This window comes from Bacteroides sp. MSK.20.82, from assembly GCF_019052485.1.
In the GTDB taxonomy this organism is placed as follows: Bacteria; Bacteroidota; Bacteroidia; order Bacteroidales; family Bacteroidaceae; genus Bacteroides; species Bacteroides thetaiotaomicron.
This window is the reverse complement of sequence record NZ_JAHQUN010000002.1, coordinates 233,012-257,336: the sequence shown is the minus strand read 5'-3', so window position 1 is coordinate 257,336 and position 24,325 is coordinate 233,012. Positions and strand designations below refer to the sequence as shown.

Genomic DNA, 24,325 nt, shown 5'->3' with positions numbered 1-24,325 from the left:
AAAATGAAGAAAGGTGTGTTATTCGCTCTTTTTGTAGGCGGTATGCACCACGATCTCTGCGGGACGGACAATGTTCACGTCCATTTTCATGCGCATCTGAAAAAAGAACAGTTCGGAGTTGGCCTGCAACCGGTCAATTTTCAGAATATCCGTATCGTTGGCATAATCCACCCCCATCCAAAGATTGGAGTCCATCCCGGTGGAAAACTCTCCGAGCACCATCGTATGTTCGGGAATTCCCACGATCGGGATAATCCTCTTGCCTTTAAAGCGATAGCGGTTGACCTCGGTGTTTTCGGAGTATTTGACCTGTTTGTCCGAGATGTATTGGTCATACGCGTCCCAGGCATCCCATCCGACCACAAAGGCCAAGGATGTCTTCTTGCGGATTTGTTTGGGACATTTTTTCCACATCGCATAAAGAGCCGCTTCCACTGCCGCACCGTCTGTCAGCTCGGTCGTTCCCGAAACGATACACTGTCCGCCGGCAACTACCTGTGTGTCCTTAGAGCTTACATTGTCGAGGATGCGTTTAACAACACCGTCAAAATACTTCTCCTTGTTGGCGCCAATTTTCGTACAGCCTTCCGGTGCGGTAATTTTTGCTGCCGTATCTCCGCCACGTGCGGAGGTCCATATGGCATTACCGATGTACTCGTTCTTTTTGTCCATGAGCAGGCGAAGCATCGTGGCCTGGATTTTCGGGTCAAGTTCCCGGAATACAAGATTGCCCTCCGGCTGTGCGAAACGCCAGTACTTTTCATAGTCCCGGGGGTTGAACTCAAGGTAAACCATAAAATCAGAGGGCTCAAGATACCGTTCGGTGAACTGGTACTCGTTCGAGCCGTCATCCCCTTTGGAACCGTGAATGGGCTGTGGGGTTGGCACATTGTCCTGAATGATATTGCCCAGCTTGATGGCAGGGAGTGTATAACGGTGCTGGATGCCAGTCTTGATATGGATCAGTCCTTCACGAACCGTATCATTACCCTGCACGGTATAGGTCAGCAGGTCCTCAAGAACCTCACCGCTATATCCATTTTGAAGAAAATTTACTGTATCGGCCATTGTCGTTTTAAGTTTTTCCGTTGGAATGTGAAACTTGGCCGACTGGCGGATACTTGTGTTTCCGCGCGAGGCCCTGCGGCCTCCGGCATGTCAATTAAGATCGGATATCTGCCTGTCAGAGTTTACGGAACTTGAAATCCGCGCCGACCACCTCGGCCACCTTCTCGGCCATCATCTGCTCGGCCGTCCTGCTCGCCTCCGCCGTGGCCTGGATGTTGGCCGGATCATTGGCGATTTCTTTGGAGATGATCTCACGCGCGGGGATGGAACCCAGTGTTTTTTCCGCCAACTCGAAGTTGGCCTCCGCCATCTCCACCCATTGCGCTTTTGCCTCACGGTCAATCTTGCCTTCGCCAATGGCGTTCTCCACCAGCGTTTCGATGCGGGATGTCCTCTCGTCCTTCTCCTTTTGTTCGTAAGTGGAGAGACGCGCCGTGGCAGCGGACAGATCCTTCTGCAAGTTCCGGATTGCAGCATCCTTGCCGGCAATGACCGTTTGTGCGTCACTCAGGGCTTTCTGTACCTCATTGTATTTAGGTTCCATGGCTGCCAGTTCGGAGATACGGGCCATCACGTCCTTGACTTCTCTGTCCTTCATGCCCAGCGAGGCGGCAATCGCCCCATATTCAAAACCTTGTGTCTTGTTTTCGTTTGTCATATCGTTTTCTGTTTCTGTAAGAGTAGGAAAAATATCCTCAAAAGGTTTATTCCCCTTACTGACACGGTCCATCAACTCCTGAATGGCCGCCATGTCCGCCAGTCCGGCGATCTCGTCATGTACTTTGCGACAGAGCTGCCTCGATGTACGAATAACGTTCTCTGATGGAATGATGCCCGCTTTTACGGCAGCCTGCGCATCAAAATAAGTCCCGTCCTTGCCGGCCTGCCCGTCCATAATGGCGCGCACATGCTCCTTATTCAAACCGAATCTTTTTCGATAAATCGTTTCTATCTGCCAGGTGAAAGCCAACAGCATGTCCGAAGGCTCCTCCCCGTCATTGTCCGGCAGTATAGGATTATGGATCATTAAAATGGCGTAGTCCCTCATAAGGGAACGTTTGCCCGCAACCCAGATAACGGAAGCCATTGACGCCGCCACACCCTCGATGACACATTCGGTGTCCACTTTGGCATTGGCGATGGTGGAATAAGTGGACATGCCGTAAAGGACACTGCCACCTTCCGAATTGATTAACACGCGGATACAGGAGGGACGGATAATATTTTCAAGAAAGTCGAACTCGTCATTGAACCGGGAGGTGGTTTCTTCCGTTATGCGGCCGAAGAAACGGATAACGGAAGGTTCACCCGTTTTTGCTTCACCCACCACATATTGCAATTCTTCTGTACTCATGTTTTTCTTTTTATGGAAGAGTAGGCGTCAAGCAAGATTATGGGTTGAAAACAGTACCGGACAGGCTGTTCCATCTGCACTCCACGTAACTTCAAGATCATTTTATAAGACATTGGGATATGGCAGCGGGACTTACCTTCCGGAATAATGACATTTAATCGAAAAATGACCATGCATTACTTGAACAGACTAAGTGCCGGGCTACCCCTTCGGATATCCATATCGTGAATGTGCAAAGCCCCAACCATCAAATGCCGGAAATGTCATCCTTGTTTCCGTCATGTACGTCTGTTTCCACCGCCCGACTGAATCCGGTCACCTTATCATAGCCCGGTTCAGGGTGATATCCGTGCCCGCCGCCGTCATGCTGCGGCGCATCGCCATGCTGCGTGAAAGGCGGCATGACCAGATAGCGTCTTATCCAATCCCTGTATTTCCATGCGGAAGACTCCCGGAACCATACCTCATAGTCCACCCAATACGCCTGGAGCATATTGGTGGTTGTCGGCATGTCAAAATAGGTCAGGTTACACCGTTCATTAAGGGCGGATTCCCTGTTCTTGGCATCCTGAATGGCCACGTTCAGCCTCTGGAATACGATGAATGACTCGCACTCCCTATCCTCGTCCCCATTGTTGAGCGTATTAAGAATGAAGCGTACACGCATGGTGGCGCGTCCTTCGCCGATTCTCTGCTGTTGCACCAGGTACCTCACGTTGACGAAATGGATAAAGACGGCCGGAAAAAGGGTCTCATATTCCGTGTTTTCCCCACGTACGATACGGGCGAACTGTCCGTTGTCAATGGCTATAGTCTTGAAAAAGGGAGGTGAGAGCGGATCGTCCGGATCCTCCCTTATGGTCTGTATGGCCCGCTTCACCGCCTGATACATGTTCACAAACGGATTTTCAGACACTTCTTCCGGCAGGCTTTCCTGCACGGGAGCCGGTTGATGCGGTTGCCTTACGGAATGCTTGTCCTTTATCATACGCCCGGAAATCCTTTAAAAATCATATCCATAAAGTTATCAGCGATGTAATCCTCTATCTTCGGGGAGAAACCGATGAACTGGCGGTGTACGGGACGCCGTGCAGAATGCTGGTTCACAGTGTACAGGCCAAATTTCGGGTCGGTATTGTGTACGGCGGCATAATGCCCGTAGCGGTTCTTGCTACGTCCCCGTTTGCCTTTGACCGGAATGCTCTTCTCGGTAGTCCATATTGAGTAGCGGGCCCCTTTACGGAATATCCAGCTACCGTCGCTGCGCCGCCCCCTGATATCGGTCCTGTCCGCTTCTCCCTTGATACCTGCGGCAAGAGCTCCCGTGTCATTCATGACCGGATGTGTAAACTTCCGCCCCCAACGGGAGGTACGTGGCGTCCATGTGCCGCCGCAGAAACCTCCCGAGGGAAAGGAGGCAAGAAATTGCCGCCGGCTGTACTGTCCGGCCTCGGTGGCAAAATCAAACGTGTTACCCGCCAGACGGCTGGGCAGGAACGGATCCCAGCCTCCCTTTTCCCTTTCCCTCACCCAATGGGCGCAAAATTCATCGAGTGTTATCTTTTGCATGAAATTTTTCTTTTATCCGTTTTACAATTTTAGTCATGTGCTCCGGCAGCGGCATGTCGAAATAGCGGTGTGCCCTGGAAAAAATGCGTCCGCCCGTGGCCAGGCTCTCCCAGAAGACAGGATCAATCCTCTTCCTGCAATTTTCCGGAACGGGCAGTGCAGCCCGTACTGCGGCGAACCCGTCCGCTACCAGATAGCAACGGCATCCCCACTCAATGGGCGGTATCAACTCCGGCGGGAATTCCGACTTACGGTACGAGAGTCCCTCGAGGGACAGATGCCACGCCCGTACCCGTTCGTCTCCCTGCGTCACATAGGTCAGCACCGTGTCCGTATCCACTGTGAGCCACCATGCCGCCATCGAAGCGGCGAAAAGCACCTGGCTGTTCTCTCTCTCCGCATAAATAAAGTTATACCGGTGACATATCTCTCCGTATGCCTCCATATCCCGCTCATCCACTGTTTCAGGCATATCCTTGAACATCGCATACTCTTCGGCCGCCGCAAAATCAACCAGGTTGTCTATGGCAGCGATGAGAACATCACGCTGCAGCCGCTCTCTCTCCGTCGTAAAGTCATTATGGTTTCTCAGAATCTCCAATGCATGGTCCAGGTCAATACGTAAACCTGTCAACGCTCTGTCTATCAAGAAAGAAGCACGCAAAGTGATGATATCCTCCATAATATCGAGGCGTTCGGCACTGTTTTCGTAGTGGAGAATGAACCTGCGGAATGCCTCAAATATGACACGGTACTCCTTTTCCGTACCGGATTCCTGAGAAGCGGACGCCCTGACAGCTCCATATGGAACACCGTTTGGGAACGGAAGCCGGGCCATCACTCCGTTCCCCGCAAAAAATTTTCAACCTTACTCCCCCGAGGATGCCCGTAACGCCGGAAATACTCTTCGTCTGACATGATACCACGGTCGTTATGGCCGGGAATGTACCGGCCGCCATCCGCTTCAAGCCCCATAGCCGGGATGGCATTAAGCTGCCTGCCCACATTGATTCCGAACTCCTTCTCGATTTCGTCAGCCGCGACCTCGTATTTTTCAGTAATGAGCGAATAGAGCCTGATACGGTCCTCGTTATTCATCTCTATCCGGTTTGAATACCTGAATTCCAGTCCTGCAGGAATATATCCGATGGCTACCAGCCGGGGGATTATCTCCTCATTCATGACATTCTCGATATATCTGCGGTAAACCTCGATACGGTCACGGAAAATGTCCTGATGCGCCTTGGTCGAACCCACATACGACTGCATTCCTCCGGCCATGGACTCGGAGCCGAGCACAAGGTTGGCAACCTCCTTGTTGACAAAGTCAATCAGTCCGGTATATATCTTTTCCGAATTGGACATGGTGAAGGTCTTGATGTCCACCTCATCCTCGATGCCGGTGACCACGACCTTGTTCTGTGCCGCATTGGCTATTTCACCGGCCAGCCGTTTGCGGTCGGCATTGCTCTCACTGACCGTCTTTCCATGAATGATCGGTTGTCCGTAGGTGTGGGAGAAGTTAACATAATTGGCCACCGTGAACTTTTTGGCGAGTATCAATGGCGTTGTGGCAGAAAAAAGCCCAAGGTCCCCCGACGTCACCAGCACATAACAACGGTGGTAGGCCGGATTGCGCAAATCCCAATGCGGCTCCCATAGCCCCTGCCTTTTCAATACGACTCTCTGGTCCGGCAGTACATTGCGCCGTTCGATGATGTTGACTTCCGCCAGCCTGCCTGTTCCGGAATCAACATACGGCATGATTTCGAGTAAAGTATACCCGTAAAGCTTGGCTTCCACGATACCCTTGATTATCTTGTCAAATTGCGAGCCCTGTATCTTTTGCGAGTTCACCACGTCTTTGGTATATTTCCCTTTCCCGTTCACATGCGCAAGCATATAACGGTCACCAAGTATCTGACTCTCCAAAGTCTCGACCACCGACCGTATATGCGCATCCTGTTGCAGGCAGGCCTCGTATAAGTCAATGAGCCTGGCACGGTCATCAAGGATGTATCCTGAACTTATATCCTGGCGGCATGAACGGTAGCGGTTGTTACGTTCGATTTCGCGGACATACTCCTGAATGGTTTTCTTGGAGGTCCTGAATATGCTCTCCAAAAGCTCCCCGTTGAATGAATTGTCCGATGTCACCATATTTTTTTGCTTTTTTACCTAAAGAGTAGAGCGCAGGCAGGAGAGAAGTTTTGTACAAAAAAAAGTATATGAAAAACAAGCTTATTAATGCTTGATTTGCAAAACGAAATAACACAACCAAATATATAGATATTTCGATTTAAATTTTATGTAAACTGCTTATTATCAACGACAATTAATTGAATGAAAACAAAAAAACAGTCTTGTTTTTTGTGATATTTCACCATAAAAAGATATATATTTGCACAATGTTGAATACAAAATTGAAAACAAAGGAAAAAAGAACATGAAAGAAGAAAAGATTTCCTGCCGGACAGTCCGGTACAGGGAATTCCCCGATTTGCTTTTTGGAACGTCACAGGAGGACGGACCGGTCTATTTCGACGCAACACATTTTATCCGGGTCCGAGGAGACGCATGCCGGCACAACGTCCGTGACTTCCGCGCCTCTTTCCATCATTGGATAACAGCGCTGACGGATGTTTACGGAATAGACAAGGAGAATATGATTATCCGTGACGAGGCGTCGGGACATCTGTTAATTGATGAATGTCTGGCTCTATTATTTGTCGTTTACATCGATCCTGCATTCGGTGCCTACCTTCTGGAGCGCATGTCCGAATTGCTGTCCGGTGGATTTACCGTTTCAGACACTTGGCTGGTACAGACTGCCTGCCTTAGATTTACAAAGGAGGAATTAACGCAAATATTAGGACAACATGAGACGTAGTACATTTAAACGGCCGAAAATGGTGCTCATTTTCAACGGGGCACAGGTTCTTGTCGCCATTACGCGCTCGTTGCATAGTGCGGCGGAACTGACAAAAGGCAACTTGCAGGCCATTTCATTTTGTTGCACGGGCAAGTACGTATGCAGCGGAGGGCTCTATTTCAGACATCTGCATCCGGATGTCGAGATCGAACTGTCCGACCTTGGCACGCTGATGCTGAAGGATTATGATGCCCTTTGCGGTGAAAAACGTACATACTATCCGGTACGCAAAATGGCCCACAAGCGGGCCTTGCTTGAAAATAAACATAAATCTGACAACAGGAAGAAAGGAGGAAATGACAATGAGAGAGAATAGGAACATTCCGTTTCGGGACTGGAACATACGGGTTTCCCGAGACCACAGCGGCCATCTGCACATCTGTGCCATGGACGTATGTAACATACTTAAACGTAGCGAGCTGCTTGAAGACGGGGCTATCGCCCGCATCTGCCCGACGGCATTGAGGATCAGTTTCCGGAAGAACGGACGGGAGCAGTGGAGTTTCCGGCCCGTTGATATGCGCAGGCTTTTGCGTATGGTGTGCAAGGAGACTATTATACCCCGCGACATACTCGACGAATTGGAGGCATGGGGCAACCAACTTCTGGAACAGGAGTCTGATGATCGGCACGCCGCAGCCCGGAATGACATAATCCTTCATTTCAAGGAAGGGTTTCCTGTCACATTCCGGCGCATCGGCGACAAACTGATGATCAACGCCACACAGATCACGATGCATTTCGGGAAGATACCATCCGAGTGGCTCCGCATTGCCTCTACAGATATGCTCCGCAGGGAGTTGGCGGGTAACGGACGTACCGGAAAGTATGAGTCGCAAATCTTCACCACGCGTGGACGTGGGCATGGAGCGACCTGGCTGGAATCCCCCCTTGTCATACCGTTGGCCCGGTGGGTCGCACCGGAAGACCTGTCCCTGGCGGAATGGTGTGGTGAAGCTATTGAAAAACTGTCCATGAGACGCCCGACGCCCGCCATTCGTGAACATCCGAAGCCGGCGCCACCCAATATGCCTTGTCTGGATTGTCCTATGCCACAAGACATGGAGGGGGCAAAGGAACTGATCCGGGAACTACGGAAAGTGGTGCGCGACTCCATGCCCAAAATTGTCTTCTACGAGGAGTTCATCGAGAACAGGGAGTGGTTCAAGAGTACACGTATCGCCGACGAGCTCGGTATCTCCCCGCGACAGCTGCATCAGTTTCTTGCCGAGGAAGGAATCTGCAAGTACGAAAAACGGCAGTGGGTGGTCTTCCCCTCCTGCCGGGCATGGCAATGTGATGTCCCCTACACATGGGAGAACAGCCGGGGAAAGGTATATACCTTCGGTTCGACAAAACGTTGGACGCAGGCTGGCCGTGAATGCATCATAGAGTTATGGCGGAAAAAGAATCCGGAATACCATTTACCGGGTGCATAACGATGGAGACAGCATTACAGCGGATAATCCGCAAGACAGGAAGGACTCCGGTGGAATGCCGCTGTCCGCTATGCCGGCAGCAATGCCGCACCCCGTGTCTTGGTACGCCGGAAGATGTACATTTTTCCGGGACGGCTTATACGGGCTGCACTCCGTCGGATTCAAACCTACGGTAGGAAAACCGTCATACACACCATCACAAAGGAGAACCTGAAATCCAGCCAATCACTCTCCTGGAACGAGGCCGGGGAGTGGGGCTGGACGAACGGAATGCCGGTACGATACGGGAGACCTGCCGGCTGATGGAGAAATAGTCAGGAGACGGCTCCGTGAATGATGCAAAGATATAACCCGTTAATTCCTCCGCGCCGATTTCATGGAGCCGTCTTTTATCAATTCATATCAATTGAAAACAATTTGCACCAGTCATGGCTATCCTTACCATGAAACCAAATAAAAGCAATGATATGGAATTAAAAAGCAGAATGACCGTCGAAGAGATGGCGGCACACCTGAGGGAACATACCGGCAAGTTCGCCAACCGGGTTTCCGTGGGACGTTATGCCAGGAAACTGGGTTACTCCGTGTATAAACCGATGCGAAACGGCAAAATATGCCACTTCTATGTCAATCCCGCAATAAGGGATGATGAAACGGGAAATTCACAAACGGACGTGTCCGGGAAATAGCGCGCCATGAAAGGGCATAATGAAAAAAAAACGGCCGTGATACCGTTTCTGAAATGCTTCAGCGGACTGCTGGGAGCGTTTTCACCGGAAGAGGTCATATTCATGGTGTACATGGCGGAACGCACGCGTCTGCGGGAGAAGGGATATGATACTTTGCGTAGCAAACGATATCATATGGAGAGTATGGAGATCGGTTCGCGCCTTTTTGATAAATGCGTGAAGAAGGCAACATGCATGGGGTTGCTTAAACGGGTTCCGCTTGGCGGAATGTATGACTATCTCTGGGATATGTGCGCTTATGACAGACTCGTGAAAATACTGGCGGAACTGAAAACATCCTTTTGTACCAAGGCATTCTGCCGGCAGGTGTTTGATGTGGAAAAAAGAACTGTGATGTCCGTCTCTGACAAGGAGGTTTACCGCTGGAAGGAGAACGGACAAAAGCACGGAACATGTCCGCCCTGAAAAGAGGCACATGGAAGAATAACAGACGGTATCATTGCATTGCCGTCTGTTTTTTTATGTCCGTATCCATATGCGACAAACAACAGATGTCAATTTGAAACAAAATATGGCGTCAGGGAGAGAAGCCCCGGACGCCCCGTTTTTTTACCTTGAAGATGATACAAATGTACCGGATGACTGAGACGAGGGGTGTTACAAATGTAGCAACAATACTATAAGCAGTATTATACAAGAAGAAGATGGTAGATGTACTTTTTTCTTTGGAGCAAAGAAAAAAGATACCAAAAAAGAAACAAATGGATGTCAGACGGCATCGCCGTCTGTTTTTGTTTTTATAAGGGAAAGAACCAAAAAAAGAAAGGGCTGCTCCCCCTTCAGATTCCTAAAGGAGAGAACGATAAAATAATATTCTACCCCTGCTGTCGTGCTTATCGCCTGACATCCTTGCCCCGGTTCAGCTTGACGATGGAACGCACACAGTCACACACCAGTTCGGCATCCTTACGCTCCCTGAAATAGTTGCCGCATTCCAGGCGCTTTCTGTCTGACGGCCGGCTGCTGTCCCTGCATTCACAAATTTCCAGGACATCATTCAGGTAATAGTATTTCCCGCCACGGTTAATACGTATTTCCAGCGGTTCAAGGCGTTTCAGCCGTCCGTTCCACACAATCCCTTCCCGGTGCAGCGCATCGGCAAACCGGCTGCGGGCACTGGTTCCTATCGGGGTAATCTGCCAATTCTCCGCAACGCCGATTTCCTCATGCAGCGAATGACGCAGGGTACCGTCCTCCTCCATCAGGCAATACAGCACAAGATTTCCTTTCCTGTCGATCTCCTTGAACGCCCCCAATATGACATGCCCGTCCAAAAGACTCACTTTCACCTGCTGCCCGTCTTTGGGTATGTACATGGATTCCGACAATGCGCCTTTGCGCCTGTCCCATACCAGATGCCGTTTGTTCAACAGACGCTGTACCGCAATCTTCTGTTCCATATCCGCTTCCCGGCAATCTTTCAGGGGCATTACGACATCGTCCGTAAGAAGCTGTCTGTCCGCTGTCACCCTGACCGGGACTGAAATACACTCGCCGGAAACATCCCCCACAAGCCCCGTCTCCAATGTTGCCTCATTGAACACGACCACCCCCTTGCTTATGCAGAGTTTGCCCGGAATATTCCTGATATCCTTTCTACGATATGGTTTCATTATTCATCCTTTTCTTCGCTTCCTTCCTGTAACATTCAAAAGCCATATTTTATACATAAGAGAAAAATTATGGCAAATATACACAAATCCATCAAAAAAGACAGGCGTTTAAATACCAATTATCAAGATTCTTATACAAAAACACAAAAAACATACAAAAAAGTCAAAACTCATACACATGCATTACTGTATATATTCTATATGGTTAATAAATAGGCTGTTACATTGTAATCCTTACCGATGGGAATCCCTTTTTAACATGCTGTTTTACAGGATTCAACAAGCCGTTTCTTATCGGTACAATTAAGAATATACACCAAGAGCCGGAGTACTTTGGCACTATATATTTATGCCTCCATTTCCGATATTCCCCAAAACCGGCCTTACCCGCAAGAAACGAAAGTCTTCTGAAAGTCTGTATATCCATGAAAACCGGAAGTATTTGTATCTGTGGCTTGGCATGTCTTATAAATACCTGAATAACAGTTATGGTTGTATTTAAATCCGCTGCAAGTCCATGTCCCGTTACTATATATTTTTTGACGTCTACTTACAATTTTATGACATGGCCCCATATTGGGTCGTTTTAGAAAACGGGATTTGGAAAAATGCCCCGAGGATAGAAATCGAATCCGCACCTTGGAGTACACCCACCCGTTTCTTTTTAAAATTGTTACTATATTGATTTATAATAAGTTATTTGTTTTACTTTTATATAAAGTAAGCCTAAAAACGTCTTTTTTATTATCTTTACTTACAAATTGAAAGCGAAAAAAACTTTTCAGTCCTATTTTATCCGTTTTAAGTAGATAATAGTCTGATAATCAATAAACAAAACAAATTTTGATTTTATACATACATTGAAACGGGGCTTTTTTGATTTTTGCAAAGGAAAAATTTTTTTTCAAAGAAAATCACTTTTTCTATTTGATTGATATTCAATTACTTATAAACCTTCCTCGCGTGCGTGCGTTCCATATTCGCAAAAGGGTTGTTTTTGAAACAATCAAAAAAAAATTTCTCAAAAAGTTTTGCAGTTCTGAAAAACGGTTTTATAATAGTCATGTACTCGAAAGCCAAACAAACGGCAAACAAGTACGGAGAAAAACGAATAAAAAAATAGATAGTAAAAAAAAAGATTTAAGAAACAGACAGACCAAACCGCCAAGAGCGAGAAACAAAAAGCCTTTTTTGTGGGAAACCTATTTTTGAGGCTTGGAAAATCAAAAATTCGCTTGTTCGCTTTGGAGCGATTAAATAGGGTGTTAAATAACCACACCGAGCAAGACTACAAACCAATGTAGCAAGTTGGAACGGCTAAAAACGTGTTTTTAGACCGCATACACAAAGCACGCAAATTTGGGAGTGCAAGTTGTATGAAAAAGGACGTGTAAGAATAATGCCATAATTGCGCCCAGTGCGCTCGGAATAAAATGCACGGTAACGGTAAAAACTATCCGTATAGGGGACGCCGGTAAATGTATATGCCAATGCTATGCGCAATACCCGGCTCGGCAAAACGCCTAAATGCCTCACCTTAAAGTTATCTGCCGGATTGGAAAAGATTCGGGACGTGCCAAAGAAACGTCTTGTCGAAATTGGAGTAAGCGAGCGTTTGCCATAATGCGAAGTTACAGGTATTTGTCATTTAACATTGCAAATATAGTATTTTTTTGCGAGCAAACTATAGGGCACGTTAAGAAAGTTGCGGAAATGAATTAAGACCCGCGCATGTAGGGTGAAATACATGGGCGGGTTATGGGCACGTGGCAATGGCTGCCACATTTCGCAGCAATGTGAGATTTCCGGTTCGATTCCGGAAGTGCCCGCAATACGCACTTTTGCGTAGTAACTAATACTTTATCATTATGGCAACAAGCAGATTAAATTCAGAAGAGTTTGTAAATTTGGTGAACGGGTTGAAAGGCGTGATCCTTGTGTACAAAAGTACAGACCGTGACGGCAATGAAAAAGAAACCGCCCAACAGTTTTTTGGTGCGGATTATGAACCGAAAGACAAGACGCAGGATGAAATTTTCCGTGTATGGAAAAATGTGGTGATGACTTTCTGGGCTGTCAAAGCCGAAGAAATCAAATTGCGTGAGGCGAACGACGGCATCCGCTCGAAACTCCGTGCCACAACTCCGTGTGCCGTCATCTTCCGCACCGAAAAGGGTGAAACGGTGAAACGCTTCGAGTTGGAAGAGTCCGTATGGGCAAAAATCGGTCTTGTACCGACCAAAAAGGACTTTGAACGCACGGCACGTGACTACAAGAAAGCTATCCACGCCGCCGCAAAAGCGTCCTTTGATGCGCTTGGTTTCCGTGTGGCGCTGCCAAGAGAAGCGGAACAACCGGTACCACAACCTGCCGAAGTCCCGGCAGCAGTGACCGTAGAAACGACTGCCGGAACCGTGGCGGAACAGGCGGGCGCCAAAAGCAAGGGCAAAGGCAGAAACGCAGGCAGAAACAAAGCAACCGAACAACCGGCTGCCGGACAGTCCCAAGAACAGCCTGCTGAAGTAACCGCTGAAACAACCGCCGGAGCTGTTTCCGAACAGGCGGCAGGACAACAACCTTCCACTGATATGAAAACTGCCGCCTGATTCATTGGAATTTCCGGTGAATTGCAGGTAACATGCCCGCATTGTATGGCAGTGTGCCGACTTTGCGGGCTTTTTCCGTCCAACTGTCTACATATCACTGTATGCCAATGGTATATCCTGCAACAAAGTGGTTTGTGAGAGTAAAGATGTTGCTATTTACCGTATCACCGCCATTGTTATACAGCGTGGCACATCCGGACAAACACTTGCGGTCAAAATGCCGCCATCAGCATAACTCCCGTTTTACAGGGAGATGCCGGATTAAATTCACGGGTGCTTCAGGTCTTGGCTGAAAACGGGTTCGATTCCCGTACACCCACACTTCCAATTTAACTTCCACAATTTACTTCTTTGCGTCGTGAGATGCCGTTCCCACCCCCGACATAACACGGTTGACGTAGTGCAGCAGGGCTGCCTTCAAATCACCCTTCACTGGGTGAGCTACGTCCCGCTGTTATCCCCAGTTTGGAACGTGAGGTAAAAGGAAACACCGGAAACAGATAACTTATAATATATTTCAACATGGTAGAGATATTCTCCACAGACCGTACCATGAGTCTGGGCTGCTTTGTAAATTTCAAGGCTGCCAAAGGTACACTCAGCGGGCTTGCCGATGCCGGGATACTCAGCGAAAAACCGGCTGTCATGGTGTGCAGCTACAAGAATGACGAACCGCAACAGGAATATGTCGCAACTTATTCCGGCGGGAAATGGCATACGCCACGGATACCCAAAGTTCCCCATGCCGTCGAAAACAGGACAAAAAGACGCCACAGGAAACGTTTGCGCAAAGAATACCCGACTCCGGAACACTGCTTCCGTGAAGGGTTTCCTGACTGGATGAACAGGTCATACCCGGTGCCATATGCCGACAATCTCAGAAGTTGCAACCGGAAATGCCGGATACATGCGGTATAATGCAATAATCAAAACAAGACATAATCACATGAGAACATTAGCAGATGTAAAAAGAAAAATGGAACTCGGTTCCAACTGGCACTGCGTCAGGCTGTCCGGAGGCAACGAGGATATGGGCGTACGTGAGGTCGGCAAAGTACAGGGCAATGCCGTGGCTTTCCTCAGCGGTGGGAAACTCTCGTGGCTCTGGTGGCCAAAAGCAAAGGACGTGCAGGTACAAGGCAACTCGTTTACCATATTCCGAAACGGGAAGCCGGCACTTCGGTACACCCTTGTGGAACAGGCGCCACAGACAGTCAGTACAAAATAATATGAATTAATAACAACCATGGGGGCGGAATGCCCCTATGCTTTTACAAACAGGAGAAAAAAAGAATGGCAAAAATAACGGAAAAACAAACAGAAGAACCATGGGAACAAACAACTTATCCACCCACCGGTGTGGTGTAATCCTGCGCGGTATCTGCGGCGGAGCCGCATTGAAAGACAAGTCACCGCAGATTTCAGAAGACAATACCGTCATAACCTGTGGTGCGGAACTCAGTATCTGGGATATCTGTGCCATATCGAGCGATGCCGAAGCCTTTGGGCTGCAGGTCAAGTTCGGTTATGACGGACATACAAGAATCACTTTCACCCCTAAAGAACAACCGGAATGAAATCATATTACTACATGGACTGCCTGCACCGTGAAATCTTCCTTGAAGAGGAGGATATTCAGGCCGTGCCAGAATCAGGCAGGGCAGACGAAGTCTGTTCCGCCATTGCCGGGAAGCCGTATGTCGTGGAGCAGTTCATGGCGGACTCTTTCCGGACCCTCAAAGACGCGGTCAGCCGCCTGTGTGATTCCCCCGATGTTAAAAGCCGCCACGACGCTCTGATGTATATTGTGTGGACGGCGGCACTGGACATCAGGGAACGGAGGACCCTGCGCCATGGCGAAGCCGCCGTCAAGGTAACCCGTGAAGACGGTTTCGTGTGGCTGCTTGTACCGGCGGAAAATGCCCGGAAGCTATGGGAGGCGGATGTCTTTGCCCTGTACAGGCTTTATGCCGATGATTCGGAATCCCTGATCGAAAGCGAGGCGGATTTGGAATCGACCATCGAGGGCGGATACCAGATAGGTATCGAGGTGGGGCTCGCCTCCGTAATGGGCCATGCTGCTCGGATAAAGCAACAATAAAAATCGGAAACAATCAAATAATCAAGAAGAAAGGTATGAAAACAACATTATTGACAAAGGAAAATGCCCACCGTGTGACCATGGTGCGGCGTGTGGATGCCTCGGAAAGCGAGCCGGTGGCGTTTCTTTTCAGGGGAAAGAGACACGGGTATTGCAGCTATTCCCACCTTGTCGGGAATCCGAGTGGGGAAGAAATCCTCGCCCCGGCGAATTTCAAGGACTGGGAGGTTGTGGAAGTGGCGCATCCGGGTTATTTGGAAGACTACTTCCGCCGGGCGTGCGACTCCTATAACCTCACCTCGTTCTCACCCGAAGAGCGGGGTGAAACGGACATCGCCTCGCACGAAAAGGAACTGCACGAGGATTTGCAGTCTATGCCCGAACAGCAGCGGGAACGTTACATGGAAAACTACAAACGCTATTTCTCGGCAATGATTGCCGCCAACAGCCGCTGTGCCAGCGCGATGATCACGGGACCTGGGAGATTTAACACCGCCCGTAACGAAAAGGCCTGCAACAGCCACAACAAGAGCGTTACGGCATTCAGAGAGTGGCGCGAACGTGCCCTCGAAGCCGCCAAGCCCGAAGAACAGCGTGCCGAAGAGGAATGGCAGAGGGTCAAAGCTGACATCGACGACACGGCCGCCACCATCCGTGGCATTGATACGGGCACATTACGCGGTTATAGCCGCTCCCTTTTCGTCGGCAATCTTGCCGGACGGCTCTCCACATATGCCAACCATGGCAATGTCGAAATAATCGACCGTGCCGTCGCCCGCCTCCGCGAGTGGAACGGCAAGGGCGGGAAACCCGTCGTCACGGAGCGTCATTCCATCTTCAAATACCCCGAGATTGCCCGCAAGGTGCGGGAGAAACAGCAGGAACAGGCCGGCCGTGAGAACCGTGAAATACCGTTTGACGGCGGCAGACTGGTATGGAATTACGGGGAGAACCGACTGCAGATACTTTTCGACGGGAAACCGGACGAACAGACCCGGACACTGTTGAAAAAGACCGCATTCAAATGGGCGCCGAGCCACCAGGCATGGCAGCGGCAACTGACACTGGCGGCAGAATCCGCCGCACGGCACGTATTGCGTATCGACTTCTAACATACCGGCATCATGAAATACATCATAGATTCACGTTATTTCGACGGGACATGCCTCACGTCGATGTCGGATGACATGCACAGCGACTACGGCGGCGAGACGCTGGAAGCACTGCGCGAAAGGGAGAAGAACCCGCACCTGGCCGCCGTATCACCGGGACGCATGACACAGCTTGTGAAACGTTATACCCGGGCACTATGCAAGCCCTTCCGTGAAATTACGGAGGAACGCTACTACGACCTGTCGGAATGCTTGCCCCCGGCGCGTATGGGTAGCGGATGGTTCTTTGTCGGGGAACCTTACTATGGTGACCTATATCCGTTCTGCTTCCGCTCGCAGGAGCGGTTCTTCATGGCGGAACGTTCCATACGTCTTTCCGACGGGAAACTCTCCCGCCAGATCAGGGAACATGCGGAGAGGCTGAACCGCCGTCCCACTCTCGTCAAGGGCACGCCGGAGGTGCGCTACATGGCATGGTATCGGTCGGACGTGGCCTATATCCCGTACTCGTTCATACTGGACGGGAAAAAGCGGTTCTTCCGGAATCTCGCCACACGGACGGGGGTTGAATTCTACGATCGCAGTAATCGGAATGAACTGGCGGCATTGCTGCGGAACCTGCGCGGTAACGATTATGAATACTGCACTTTCTACTCCCAAAAGAAGGACCTCTTCGAGTTCTTCGACTGGCTGCGGCAGAACAAATACACGCTGGAAGTCCAGGGCGACTTGTTCGACTTCGCTCCGGACCGTTCCTATGTGGACTTTCACGGCAACGTGCGTGAGTATTCGGCCGTGTTCCATTACCGCGTCTATTCACGCGAGCTTTTTGGCCATATCATTAACCAACTGCGCACCGTGAAACGATTTCACGCATGGTGCAGGGAAAAGCAGGGAGGATAACCATGGATACGCTCGACAAACTGCGCATCATCGAAAGTGATGCCGTGCCCAAGGATGATGCAAAGATAGAAGACCTCACTACTTCCATCAAGATCACCCACTCCTGCGGTTGCGTGATGGTGGAACATTTTGCCTGTGGAAATCCTACGACGGTACGTAAGGAGGAAAGCCCGGAAAAACACAAACGGCTCCTTGCTGAAAGAAAATATCATGTCGAACTCTGTAAAGAACATAATCCTGAACGACAATGACACAAATCATCAGAACAGACGGGACACGCCAGGAAATATGTCCCGCAAACGGCACCGACTTCACGTTGAAGGAGATGCAAGCGATAGTCGGCGGAAATATCGAACTGGTAGAACTGGACGAAAAGACGACGATGGTCGTGAACGAGGAAGGGAAACTTTTGGGCATGCCCTACAATGCCGGGGCGGACAGGGAATTCCATTCCCGTTTTCCTTCTTCAAAAGACTTTATCGTCGGCAATGTACTCATATGCAACAACAATCAAATCAGATAAAAATTATGGATAAAGAAAAAGCAAAAGTGCTCAGCGAAATCCTCGCGCGCTACAAAGAATTACAAGAGAATGACAGTGTAAACCTGATCGAATTTCATACCGCTGACGGGCAGAGACACGGTATCGGCAACCCGGAAGCCATCAAGCTGTTGCTTTCGGTGGCGGTCATCGAACTGGAACGCCAGCTCTGGGCCGCACAGTTCGGTGATATTCCGGAAAGCCTGGAGAACAGCCGCGAGTACAAGGCGGCCAAACAGCTGGAATACGCCATGAACGATTTGGGATTCAAGTCCGAACGTTTCGCCCAGGCTCTTCCTTATTTCCACAAGACACTGGAACAGACATTCTTCCGAACTGTAAAAGCCGGAATTCTCGCCATGGCGGAGCGTGACCCGCACCGTATCGACGGGCGCAATGAGGCTTCTTACGAAATGTGCCGGATGCTGGCCCCCATGTTACAGGATACCGGACTTCCATTCATCTAAAAGGGCATGTTCATAGACGAGAGGACACAGAACCGGATTCATGCCATCCCCGGCGAGAGCATTTCCCATAGCACGATGCGTGCGCAAGACCTGATCCCGGTGTTCATGGATGTTATCCGTGACACACCGGAGTACGTGCAGATGATGAATGCCGTCCCCGCCCATGTCATGGAAGACAAGGATGCTGAATGGTGGAACAGCGATGACGCAGCCGGATTGCTGGAATCGCTGTTCGACACGCTTGACAGCTGCTCCCCGGAGGATTACTATTTCGGTGCCCACCCCGGTAACGGCTCCGATTACGGATTTTGGAAAATGGACAAATGAATGCCGGAACATGATACGGATTAAAAAAGACAAATGGCATGGCATCCTCAAAGACGGGGTTTGTATCGGGCAAATCTATCTTGCCCGTGCCGAAAGCAGGAAATTGAGATACTGGGCAATCTCTTGCGTGAGTGGAATCGGTTTCAACACTTTCAATGAAGCCCGCAGTTATGCCAAGAATTTCCTTTAATAAAAGAACCGCATGATAAATTGGATACAACAGATGCTTTTGCGCCGCAAAAAGACGGACAAAGGCAGAATGACACTCAGGAAGGTGCAGGAAGAGTATGGCGAGAACGACGTATGCATGGGAGAACTCCTTGATGCCCTTCCTGCCGACGGACTTTCCATAGAGGAAGCGTTCGGGCTGGCTGTCGCCGCCAAGAAATGGGCGGACGGAGACCGTTTCTACCGGAGTATCAACGATGGGGAACCGGAAGAATTGTAAACAACAACAGAATAATGAAAACAAAGAAAAATGGACAGATATGATTTCATAAGATTCGGGGAACAGGTACGCTGGTACAACGAAAGCGAGGACCTGATGGAAACCATGCAGGTGTGCTGCCCCGTATATCCTCCCGTGCAGGGCGACACAAGGGTACAGCTGGTATCCGCCGGAATAGAGGCGCTGCAATCGGGATACGGGTCGGAAAAGACGGTCAGGGCCTCGCAGCTCGTGCCCTTCATAAGCCACTTCGGCAGGGGATACTGGGAGGCCCTCACACAGGCGGCGGACAACGGGGCAGGCACGGACCTGCTCGAAGCGATGATCAGAAACGGCTCTCTGGGCCTGGGGGAACAGATATGCCTGCTTTGTGGCAAGGCGTCGGCAAGCGTGCACGCTGCATTCTGCAGGGTATATCCCGAAGAGGGAAGCCTGCTCGACGTCATCGAGTGGCAGGGAAAGGAGTACCCCATAAGGAAGCTGACACTGTTCCGGGGGACGGAACAGGAAATGGAAACAACCGTATCGGTCACCGCGTTGCAGAAGAAGCTCATCGGACGCAGGAGCGGCGCACCCGTTTCAAAAGCCGCGGAAAGGATCGACGAAGGTATTTATTATTACTGTGAACAGGAAAAGGAGTTTCTCCTCCCGCAAGAAGGCCTCACCGCATTTGTAGAAAGGGGATGAAACTGGGAAATGATACGATATACACAGATAAAGACAATTGAAAATGAAAAAAGAACCGAGTAAAACGCAAGAAAACGGCATATCGGATACCGGCATTCCCATGCCGGACGACATCCTGCTGAGACTTGTCAAGGAAAAAGATGCCGGCAAAGAATATATGGCCGCTATCCGTGAAAAACTTATGCGCCTGCTCAAGGAATACCTTGGGCAAAAATACGGGCGGAAAGTCCGCTTCATCCTTCCGACGGGTGATCCGGCCGGTGACCTGCTGGACGGGAAGGGATTCTATCCCTGCTTGGTGACCATATACGACAAGTACGGTTTTGCAGCCTGCAGCAGTGCCGTATCGGTAGAGCTGACTGCGGAAGGAAAAATCCTCATCCCTACCGACGAGGCCGGAAAAATCCACGACGCGGAAGAGTACCTCTCAAATGACGACCTGCTGTCCTTGTGCGGAACGGTAGAAGAATACGAACGGCTGTTGCCTGAAATCCGCAAGGAACTGGCAGAAAACAGGAACTGGAAAGAATTTGCCCGAAGAGTGCTGGAGGAAGAATTCCCGCAGGCAAAAGCTGGGGTACGGGAGGAGTTTATCCGGGACTGCTGGGAGAACCTGCAGACAGAAAGTTATAACCTCCAACGCTTTGAACGGTATTGTCAGGAAAAATAATAAAAAACAGACGAACCATGTCAGACAAGATATTACAGATGTTCTTCGACATCGGCCGGTGGAAAAAGGCCATTGAGAAAGGAGTGCTGAAAGACATCCGGAAAGACCAGCTTATCCGGCTGACCGACGAGCATACCCGTATGGCCATGGCCGATGCCATGATACAGGGGAAGTACGAAATCGCTCCCCCGCATACCGCGCAGATACCGAAGGAAAACGGCGAGTTCCGTACGGTATACATCAACGAGCCCGTTGACCGGGTAGTGCTGGGCATCGCCAACGACCTGCTCTTTGAGCTCATGCCGGAAATGGTACACCCCTCGTGCAAGTCCTACCAGAGCGGTATCGGCTGTGGCAGCGTAGTCACCGAGGCCAGCCGCCGGATAGCGGAAACGAGAGGCGGCGGCATTCTGGGCTGGAAGTCGGATCTGAGCAAATATTTCGATAGTGTGCCGATACGGTACATTGACGAGGCGTTCGACAAGGTCGAGGCCAGACACGGACGCTCCTCCTTAATTGACGTGCTCAGGAAGTACTACCACAACGATCTTTACTTCGATGAAGACAACCGCCTTCAAGCCAAGTACCAGTCCCTCAAGCAGGGATGTGCCGTGGCAAGCTGGCTGGCCGACGTGCTGCTCCACGATCTTGACGGGGAACTGTCAGGAATGACGGGCTACTACATCCGATACTCGGACGACATGCTGTTCATCGGGAAAGACTACGGGAAAGCAATGCAAGTGCTGGAACAAAAGCTCGGTGAGAAAAGCATGAAACTCAACCCGAAGAAGGTGGAATACCTGATGTCCGACCGCTGGTTCAAGTTTCTCGGGTTCAGCATCAAGGGGGACATGATCTCCCCTTCGGCAAGCCGTATCAAGACCTTCCAGAAAGAGATTGAACTTCGCACGGTCCGTAATCCCCGCACGACCCTGGCAAAAGCGGTAAATGCCGTCAACCGCTACCTGTATAAGGGCAACGGTGAGTTCAGCTGGGCGACCCAGGTGCTTCCGGTATGCAATGTCCGCAGGGACCTTGACGAACTGAACAAGTTCGTGATGGACTGCCTCCGGGCCGTAAGTACGGGCAAGCGGAAGGTAGGCGGCCTGGGATATGTCAGTACCGGGCAGGACGGCTGCATTGTCCGGGGCAAAGGGCGCAACGTGAAGGCGAACCGGGGCAAGACCCCGGGAATCATTCCGGGCTACCTGACCATAGGATGCATGCGCGGCGCCTTATTGACGAGCCGGGCGGTGTACAATACGCTGGTAGCATCGTTATAGGGCATGCCGGGCACACGGCAGAACGGGTGAACGGGCAGGTTATTCAACGTTACAGGCTTATAACCAGAATCCATATAGGAATTAACCGGTCTAACAGCCGGTTAATCCCACCTTGATTCTGGCTGCGCCTGTAATGTATCGGGAAATTAGAGTCATGTGCCGTCTGTCCCGCACCCGTTACCGGAGCACACCGGGAAAGTTCAAGGAATAGGTTTGGGCATCCCGCGTACCGACGTCTTCTTTCCGAGTCTGAAGGCGGCTGACCGTCGCCTTCGGACTCCGCAGAAGACCCATACGCGGGATACATCGGAAGCATAAAGCCATGTGCCGGTATTATGAGAACTTTCAGTCTTTTCCAGCACGGGAACGTGCGGTTCGGGGGAATGGATTCAGCCCGCTGTCCCCGATAAGCCCGTATCGCGCCGTCGTATCCCTAACGTCATACGACGGCGCCATTCCGGCTTCCGCCACAGCAGACATCGGACCTGTAAAGGAACGTGCCGGCATTCCGGGAACCGCAAAAAGAACAGCACAGGACAAAGGGGGCAAGGCCGGGATTTCAACAGAGCCGCGATTTACGCGGCTGGAACCTTTGTCATCTCCTGCTAACACGACAGATGACACAGGGTCCAGCCGTACTCGCGGCCCGTATCAGGTTTTTAAAGGGATGTGCCGTCCGGATGAGCCCCCCTGAACAGAAGGTAACGCGACCGCATATGCACGAGGAACCCAAATTCAAGATACAGTATTCAAGCTTGGTCCTGAGCCAGGCTACTACCTGGTTCAGGACCGAAGTCATACTGTATTTATCAGGACTATAAAGATACGCGTCAGGGGTTTGAGTGCCATTAATTGTAAACAGGTGAGAAAATGGAAGATATTTACCGAGAAACCGTCACCGCCATAGAGAACGGCGCAAATTTCCGGATTGATTTCCGGTCCAGAAGTTTAAAAGTAAACGGGAGACACATGATACGGAACGGCAGGCATGATGGCGCTCCGTGGTTGCCGGAGTACGGCTGCGGGGATTTTTTCACGGATGTGGAGGAGCTGTACCGCCGCTATAAACATTCGATACCATCGGAGCGCAGCCAGAGCAAGTCCCGCCGGTATTTCATGGCATTGCCCGAAAGTGACCTCGAGGACGGGGACATGCTGTACGGGCAACACCGGGACACCGCGCAATTCGAGCTGGAATTCTATATCCTCTGCCGGATTATGGGCGGGTTCACATGGAATCCCGAAACGATGGGCAAATGGTTCTGGCAAAGCGAAAAAGACAAGGACCTGGTGATACTCAGAGAATGGGTGGAGCCCGGAAGTAATCAACTATTAACAAATTCACAATGAGCAGAAAGAAACAAGAGACAAAAATCCTGTGTCCCGGATGCGGCACGGAATTCGCCATCGCGGACAAGGAATTTACCGCCACGGGTACTGTTATCGGCAAGAATTCGGGTTTGGGCACGGTCTATCCGGCGGTGGCCGGCCATAATCCTCCCGCCGGACTTCCCAAAGGGGCGCGGGAGCGTATCGAGGCACTCCGCGGTGCCGGTGTGGACGTGAGCTGCCTGTTCGCCATGCAGGGAGCCGAGGGCGGCGAGTATATCGCCTCCAACAAAGACGGGAAACTTTCCATCCTGGATGACAACGACCCGATATTCGGCAGCATCATGGCACAGGGTACCGTTCCCAACAACCGACTCTTCCGCCGGTGGGTCATGGCACAAATGTTCCATATGATGTCATACACGCATTACCGTGAAAAAGAGCCGGCAGGGGTGACCGAGATGATTCACCGGAAAGGCTATGATTACCAGTGGAAAATGCTCTTGAACGAGCTGCACGCCCAGATGAAGATGGAACACAAGGACATCACGGGTTTTGCCGAGAGAAACCGCTGGTTCAACCGTGACGTGGTTTTGGCCATCGCGAGCGACTATGTCAGCGCGCTGAAAAAACACGTGGGCAACCTGGAAACAAGAAAATGCAAGGGAGTTCCCTACAAGCGTGTACACGGCCGTAATATTTTCGTGGAGGACCTGCAATCCAAACTGTACTACCCGCTTTCCATCGCGATAACCCACATCAGGCACGCGCTGGACGCCACACAGCTTTACAACGCGGTCAGACAGTTCAATGACCGCCGTATCCGGCTGCCATGGAGCACTCCTCAAAGCAAGGCATGGATGGACGCTTATAAGGGCGCCGGGGCGTTCTTTACCATGCAGAACCTGATCCGTTTCCATGGCTGCACGGCCATTGATGACTCGGGGCGCAGGCTGGACAAGTACCAGTCACTGGCGTTCCTGTCAGCCAAGGCGGAAGAGTATAAAAACGGAGAAGGATGGCGGTTGCTGGCAGTCCTGAAAAAAATGCTGGCGGACAACAATATCAACATCAAAAAGAAGATGGCGGCATGGCGTAAAAAATAGGCCGTCATCTCCATCCGCCCG

General features: G+C 50.6%; 33 protein-coding genes. 25 read left to right on the top strand and 8 right to left on the bottom strand.

Features of this window, described 5'->3' with window-relative positions; all coding sequences use genetic code 11:
• Nucleotides 1–18 precede the first annotated feature (18 nt).
• The 6 genes from KTR07_RS03245 to KTR07_RS03220 all read right to left on the bottom strand — a co-directional run bounded on the left by KTR07_RS03245 (nucleotide 19) and on the right by KTR07_RS03220 (nucleotide 6,151).
• Entirely contained in the window at nucleotides 19–1,068 is a 1,050-nt protein-coding gene (locus KTR07_RS03245; RefSeq protein ID WP_048697900.1) for a hypothetical protein, read from the bottom strand.
• Nucleotides 1,069–1,183: 115 nt separating this feature from the next.
• Nucleotides 1,184–2,422: an ATP-dependent Clp protease proteolytic subunit gene (locus KTR07_RS03240; protein ID WP_217315092.1), complete on the bottom strand. Its 1,239-nt coding sequence runs from the start codon at nucleotides 2,420–2,422 to the stop codon at nucleotides 1,184–1,186.
• Nucleotides 2,423–2,669: 247 nt separating this feature from the next.
• The gene (locus tag KTR07_RS03235; protein WP_048697894.1) at nucleotides 2,670–3,410 is read right to left on the bottom strand and encodes a hypothetical protein; all 741 of its coding nucleotides are present in this window, start codon (nucleotides 3,408–3,410) and stop codon (nucleotides 2,670–2,672) included.
• Complete coding sequence (locus KTR07_RS03230; protein ID WP_217315089.1) at nucleotides 3,407–3,991, bottom strand: hypothetical protein; 585 nt, start codon at nucleotides 3,989–3,991, stop codon at nucleotides 3,407–3,409. The genes KTR07_RS03235 and KTR07_RS03230 overlap by 4 nt, the downstream gene beginning before the upstream one ends.
• Nucleotides 3,969–4,604, bottom strand: a complete 636-nt coding sequence (locus KTR07_RS03225) for a phage minor head protein (protein WP_217315195.1) — start codon at nucleotides 4,602–4,604, stop codon at nucleotides 3,969–3,971. Before KTR07_RS03225 ends, KTR07_RS03230 begins: the two co-directional genes overlap by 23 nt.
• Before the next feature lie 224 nt (nucleotides 4,605–4,828).
• On the bottom strand, nucleotides 4,829–6,151 hold the full coding sequence (locus tag KTR07_RS03220) for a DUF935 family protein (protein ID WP_048697888.1): 1,323 nt from the start codon (nucleotides 6,149–6,151) through the stop codon (nucleotides 4,829–4,831).
• A gap of 286 nt (nucleotides 6,152–6,437) precedes the next feature.
• Here KTR07_RS03220 and KTR07_RS03215 point away from each other — a divergent pair, with 286 nt between their 5' ends.
• Genes KTR07_RS03215 through KTR07_RS03205 form a run of 3 tightly spaced genes read left to right on the top strand, consistent with a single transcriptional unit; the run spans nucleotide 6,438 to nucleotide 8,362 of the window.
• On the top strand, nucleotides 6,438–6,881 hold the full coding sequence (locus tag KTR07_RS03215; protein ID WP_181980442.1) for a hypothetical protein: 444 nt from the start codon (nucleotides 6,438–6,440) through the stop codon (nucleotides 6,879–6,881).
• A gap of 19 nt (nucleotides 6,882–6,900) precedes the next feature.
• Nucleotides 6,901–7,239 (top strand): hypothetical protein, encoded by a 339-nt coding sequence (locus KTR07_RS03210; protein WP_048697938.1) that lies wholly within the window; start codon nucleotides 6,901–6,903, stop codon nucleotides 7,237–7,239.
• Nucleotides 7,226–8,362 carry a phage antirepressor KilAC domain-containing protein gene (locus KTR07_RS03205; protein ID WP_048697881.1) on the top strand — a complete coding sequence of 379 codons (1,137 nt, stop codon included), beginning with the start codon at nucleotides 7,226–7,228 and terminating at the stop codon, nucleotides 8,360–8,362. Before KTR07_RS03210 ends, KTR07_RS03205 begins: the two co-directional genes overlap by 14 nt.
• Here KTR07_RS03205 and KTR07_RS03200 read toward each other — a convergent pair.
• Complete coding sequence (locus KTR07_RS03200; protein ID WP_193390222.1) at nucleotides 8,348–8,587, bottom strand: hypothetical protein; 240 nt, start codon at nucleotides 8,585–8,587, stop codon at nucleotides 8,348–8,350. The two genes, KTR07_RS03205 and KTR07_RS03200, sit on opposite strands and share 15 nt — an antisense overlap.
• Nucleotides 8,588–8,829: 242 nt before the next feature.
• Here KTR07_RS03200 and KTR07_RS03195 point away from each other — a divergent pair, with 242 nt between their 5' ends.
• Nucleotides 8,830–9,051: a hypothetical protein gene (locus KTR07_RS03195; protein ID WP_048697934.1), complete on the top strand. Its 222-nt coding sequence runs from the start codon at nucleotides 8,830–8,832 to the stop codon at nucleotides 9,049–9,051.
• A 36-nt stretch (nucleotides 9,052–9,087) separates the two neighbouring features.
• The gene (locus tag KTR07_RS03190) at nucleotides 9,088–9,516 is read left to right on the top strand and encodes a hypothetical protein (RefSeq protein WP_230297121.1); all 429 of its coding nucleotides are present in this window, start codon (nucleotides 9,088–9,090) and stop codon (nucleotides 9,514–9,516) included.
• Between the two features lie 428 nt (nucleotides 9,517–9,944).
• Here the strand turns inward: KTR07_RS03190 and KTR07_RS03185 are convergent, their stop codons facing one another.
• On the bottom strand, nucleotides 9,945–10,724 hold the full coding sequence (locus KTR07_RS03185; protein WP_048697869.1) for a hypothetical protein: 780 nt from the start codon (nucleotides 10,722–10,724) through the stop codon (nucleotides 9,945–9,947).
• Between the two features lie 876 nt (nucleotides 10,725–11,600).
• Between KTR07_RS03185 and KTR07_RS03180 the strand changes: the two genes are divergently transcribed.
• From KTR07_RS03180 to KTR07_RS03085, 20 genes are all read left to right on the top strand, one after another.
• Nucleotides 11,601–11,936, top strand: a complete 336-nt coding sequence (locus KTR07_RS03180; protein ID WP_217315087.1) for a hypothetical protein — start codon at nucleotides 11,601–11,603, stop codon at nucleotides 11,934–11,936.
• A 656-nt stretch (nucleotides 11,937–12,592) separates the two neighbouring features.
• On the top strand, nucleotides 12,593–13,330 hold the full coding sequence (locus KTR07_RS03175) for a molecular chaperone DnaJ (protein ID WP_217315085.1): 738 nt from the start codon (nucleotides 12,593–12,595) through the stop codon (nucleotides 13,328–13,330).
• A gap of 522 nt (nucleotides 13,331–13,852) precedes the next feature.
• Complete coding sequence (locus KTR07_RS03170) at nucleotides 13,853–14,248, top strand: hypothetical protein (RefSeq protein WP_101602776.1); 396 nt, start codon at nucleotides 13,853–13,855, stop codon at nucleotides 14,246–14,248.
• 28 nt (nucleotides 14,249–14,276) lie between these two features.
• Entirely contained in the window at nucleotides 14,277–14,558 is a 282-nt protein-coding gene (locus tag KTR07_RS03165; protein WP_032534365.1) for a hypothetical protein, read from the top strand.
• Between the two features lie 100 nt (nucleotides 14,559–14,658).
• Nucleotides 14,659–14,907: a hypothetical protein gene (locus KTR07_RS03160; protein ID WP_217315084.1), complete on the top strand. Its 249-nt coding sequence runs from the start codon at nucleotides 14,659–14,661 to the stop codon at nucleotides 14,905–14,907.
• Nucleotides 14,904–15,431, top strand: a complete 528-nt coding sequence (locus KTR07_RS03155; RefSeq protein WP_196045555.1) for a hypothetical protein — start codon at nucleotides 14,904–14,906, stop codon at nucleotides 15,429–15,431. Before KTR07_RS03160 ends, KTR07_RS03155 begins: the two co-directional genes overlap by 4 nt.
• A 35-nt stretch (nucleotides 15,432–15,466) precedes the next feature.
• Nucleotides 15,467–16,543 carry a hypothetical protein gene (locus KTR07_RS03150; RefSeq protein WP_217315082.1) on the top strand — a complete coding sequence of 359 codons (1,077 nt, stop codon included), beginning with the start codon at nucleotides 15,467–15,469 and terminating at the stop codon, nucleotides 16,541–16,543.
• A 12-nt stretch (nucleotides 16,544–16,555) separates the two neighbouring features.
• Nucleotides 16,556–17,446, top strand: coding sequence for a hypothetical protein (locus KTR07_RS03145; RefSeq protein WP_217315080.1), 891 nt, complete (start codon nucleotides 16,556–16,558; stop codon nucleotides 17,444–17,446).
• Nucleotides 17,419–17,697 (top strand): hypothetical protein, encoded by a 279-nt coding sequence (locus KTR07_RS03140; protein ID WP_196045549.1) that lies wholly within the window; start codon nucleotides 17,419–17,421, stop codon nucleotides 17,695–17,697. The genes KTR07_RS03145 and KTR07_RS03140 overlap by 28 nt, the downstream gene beginning before the upstream one ends.
• Nucleotides 17,694–17,969 carry a DUF3846 domain-containing protein gene (locus KTR07_RS03135; protein ID WP_032534369.1) on the top strand — a complete coding sequence of 92 codons (276 nt, stop codon included), beginning with the start codon at nucleotides 17,694–17,696 and terminating at the stop codon, nucleotides 17,967–17,969. Before KTR07_RS03140 ends, KTR07_RS03135 begins: the two co-directional genes overlap by 4 nt.
• A 5-nt stretch (nucleotides 17,970–17,974) precedes the next feature.
• Entirely contained in the window at nucleotides 17,975–18,454 is a 480-nt protein-coding gene (locus KTR07_RS03130; protein WP_217315193.1) for a hypothetical protein, read from the top strand.
• Nucleotides 18,455–18,559: 105 nt separating this feature from the next.
• Complete coding sequence (locus KTR07_RS03125; RefSeq protein WP_234062456.1) at nucleotides 18,560–18,781, top strand: hypothetical protein; 222 nt, start codon at nucleotides 18,560–18,562, stop codon at nucleotides 18,779–18,781.
• 10 nt (nucleotides 18,782–18,791) lie between these two features.
• Nucleotides 18,792–18,971, top strand: a complete 180-nt coding sequence (locus tag KTR07_RS03120) for a hypothetical protein (RefSeq protein ID WP_196045545.1) — start codon at nucleotides 18,792–18,794, stop codon at nucleotides 18,969–18,971.
• A 12-nt stretch (nucleotides 18,972–18,983) separates the two neighbouring features.
• Nucleotides 18,984–19,229: a hypothetical protein gene (locus tag KTR07_RS03115; RefSeq protein ID WP_196045543.1), complete on the top strand. Its 246-nt coding sequence runs from the start codon at nucleotides 18,984–18,986 to the stop codon at nucleotides 19,227–19,229.
• Nucleotides 19,230–19,259: 30 nt separating this feature from the next.
• Entirely contained in the window at nucleotides 19,260–19,916 is a 657-nt protein-coding gene (locus KTR07_RS03110; protein ID WP_196069332.1) for a hypothetical protein, read from the top strand.
• Nucleotides 19,917–19,959: 43 nt separating this feature from the next.
• Complete coding sequence (locus KTR07_RS03105; RefSeq protein ID WP_217315078.1) at nucleotides 19,960–20,586, top strand: hypothetical protein; 627 nt, start codon at nucleotides 19,960–19,962, stop codon at nucleotides 20,584–20,586.
• A 17-nt stretch (nucleotides 20,587–20,603) separates the two neighbouring features.
• Nucleotides 20,604–21,869, top strand: coding sequence for a reverse transcriptase domain-containing protein (locus KTR07_RS03100; protein ID WP_217315076.1), 1,266 nt, complete (start codon nucleotides 20,604–20,606; stop codon nucleotides 21,867–21,869).
• A gap of 322 nt (nucleotides 21,870–22,191) precedes the next feature.
• Entirely contained in the window at nucleotides 22,192–22,563 is a 372-nt protein-coding gene (locus tag KTR07_RS03095; protein ID WP_230325962.1) for a hypothetical protein, read from the top strand.
• A gap of 176 nt (nucleotides 22,564–22,739) precedes the next feature.
• Nucleotides 22,740–23,219, top strand: a complete 480-nt coding sequence (locus KTR07_RS03090; RefSeq protein WP_217315074.1) for a hypothetical protein — start codon at nucleotides 22,740–22,742, stop codon at nucleotides 23,217–23,219.
• Complete coding sequence (locus tag KTR07_RS03085) at nucleotides 23,216–24,304, top strand: ubiquitin carboxyl-hydrolase (protein WP_217315072.1); 1,089 nt, start codon at nucleotides 23,216–23,218, stop codon at nucleotides 24,302–24,304. The genes KTR07_RS03090 and KTR07_RS03085 overlap by 4 nt, the downstream gene beginning before the upstream one ends.
• The last annotated feature ends 21 nt before the right edge of the window (nucleotides 24,305–24,325 follow it).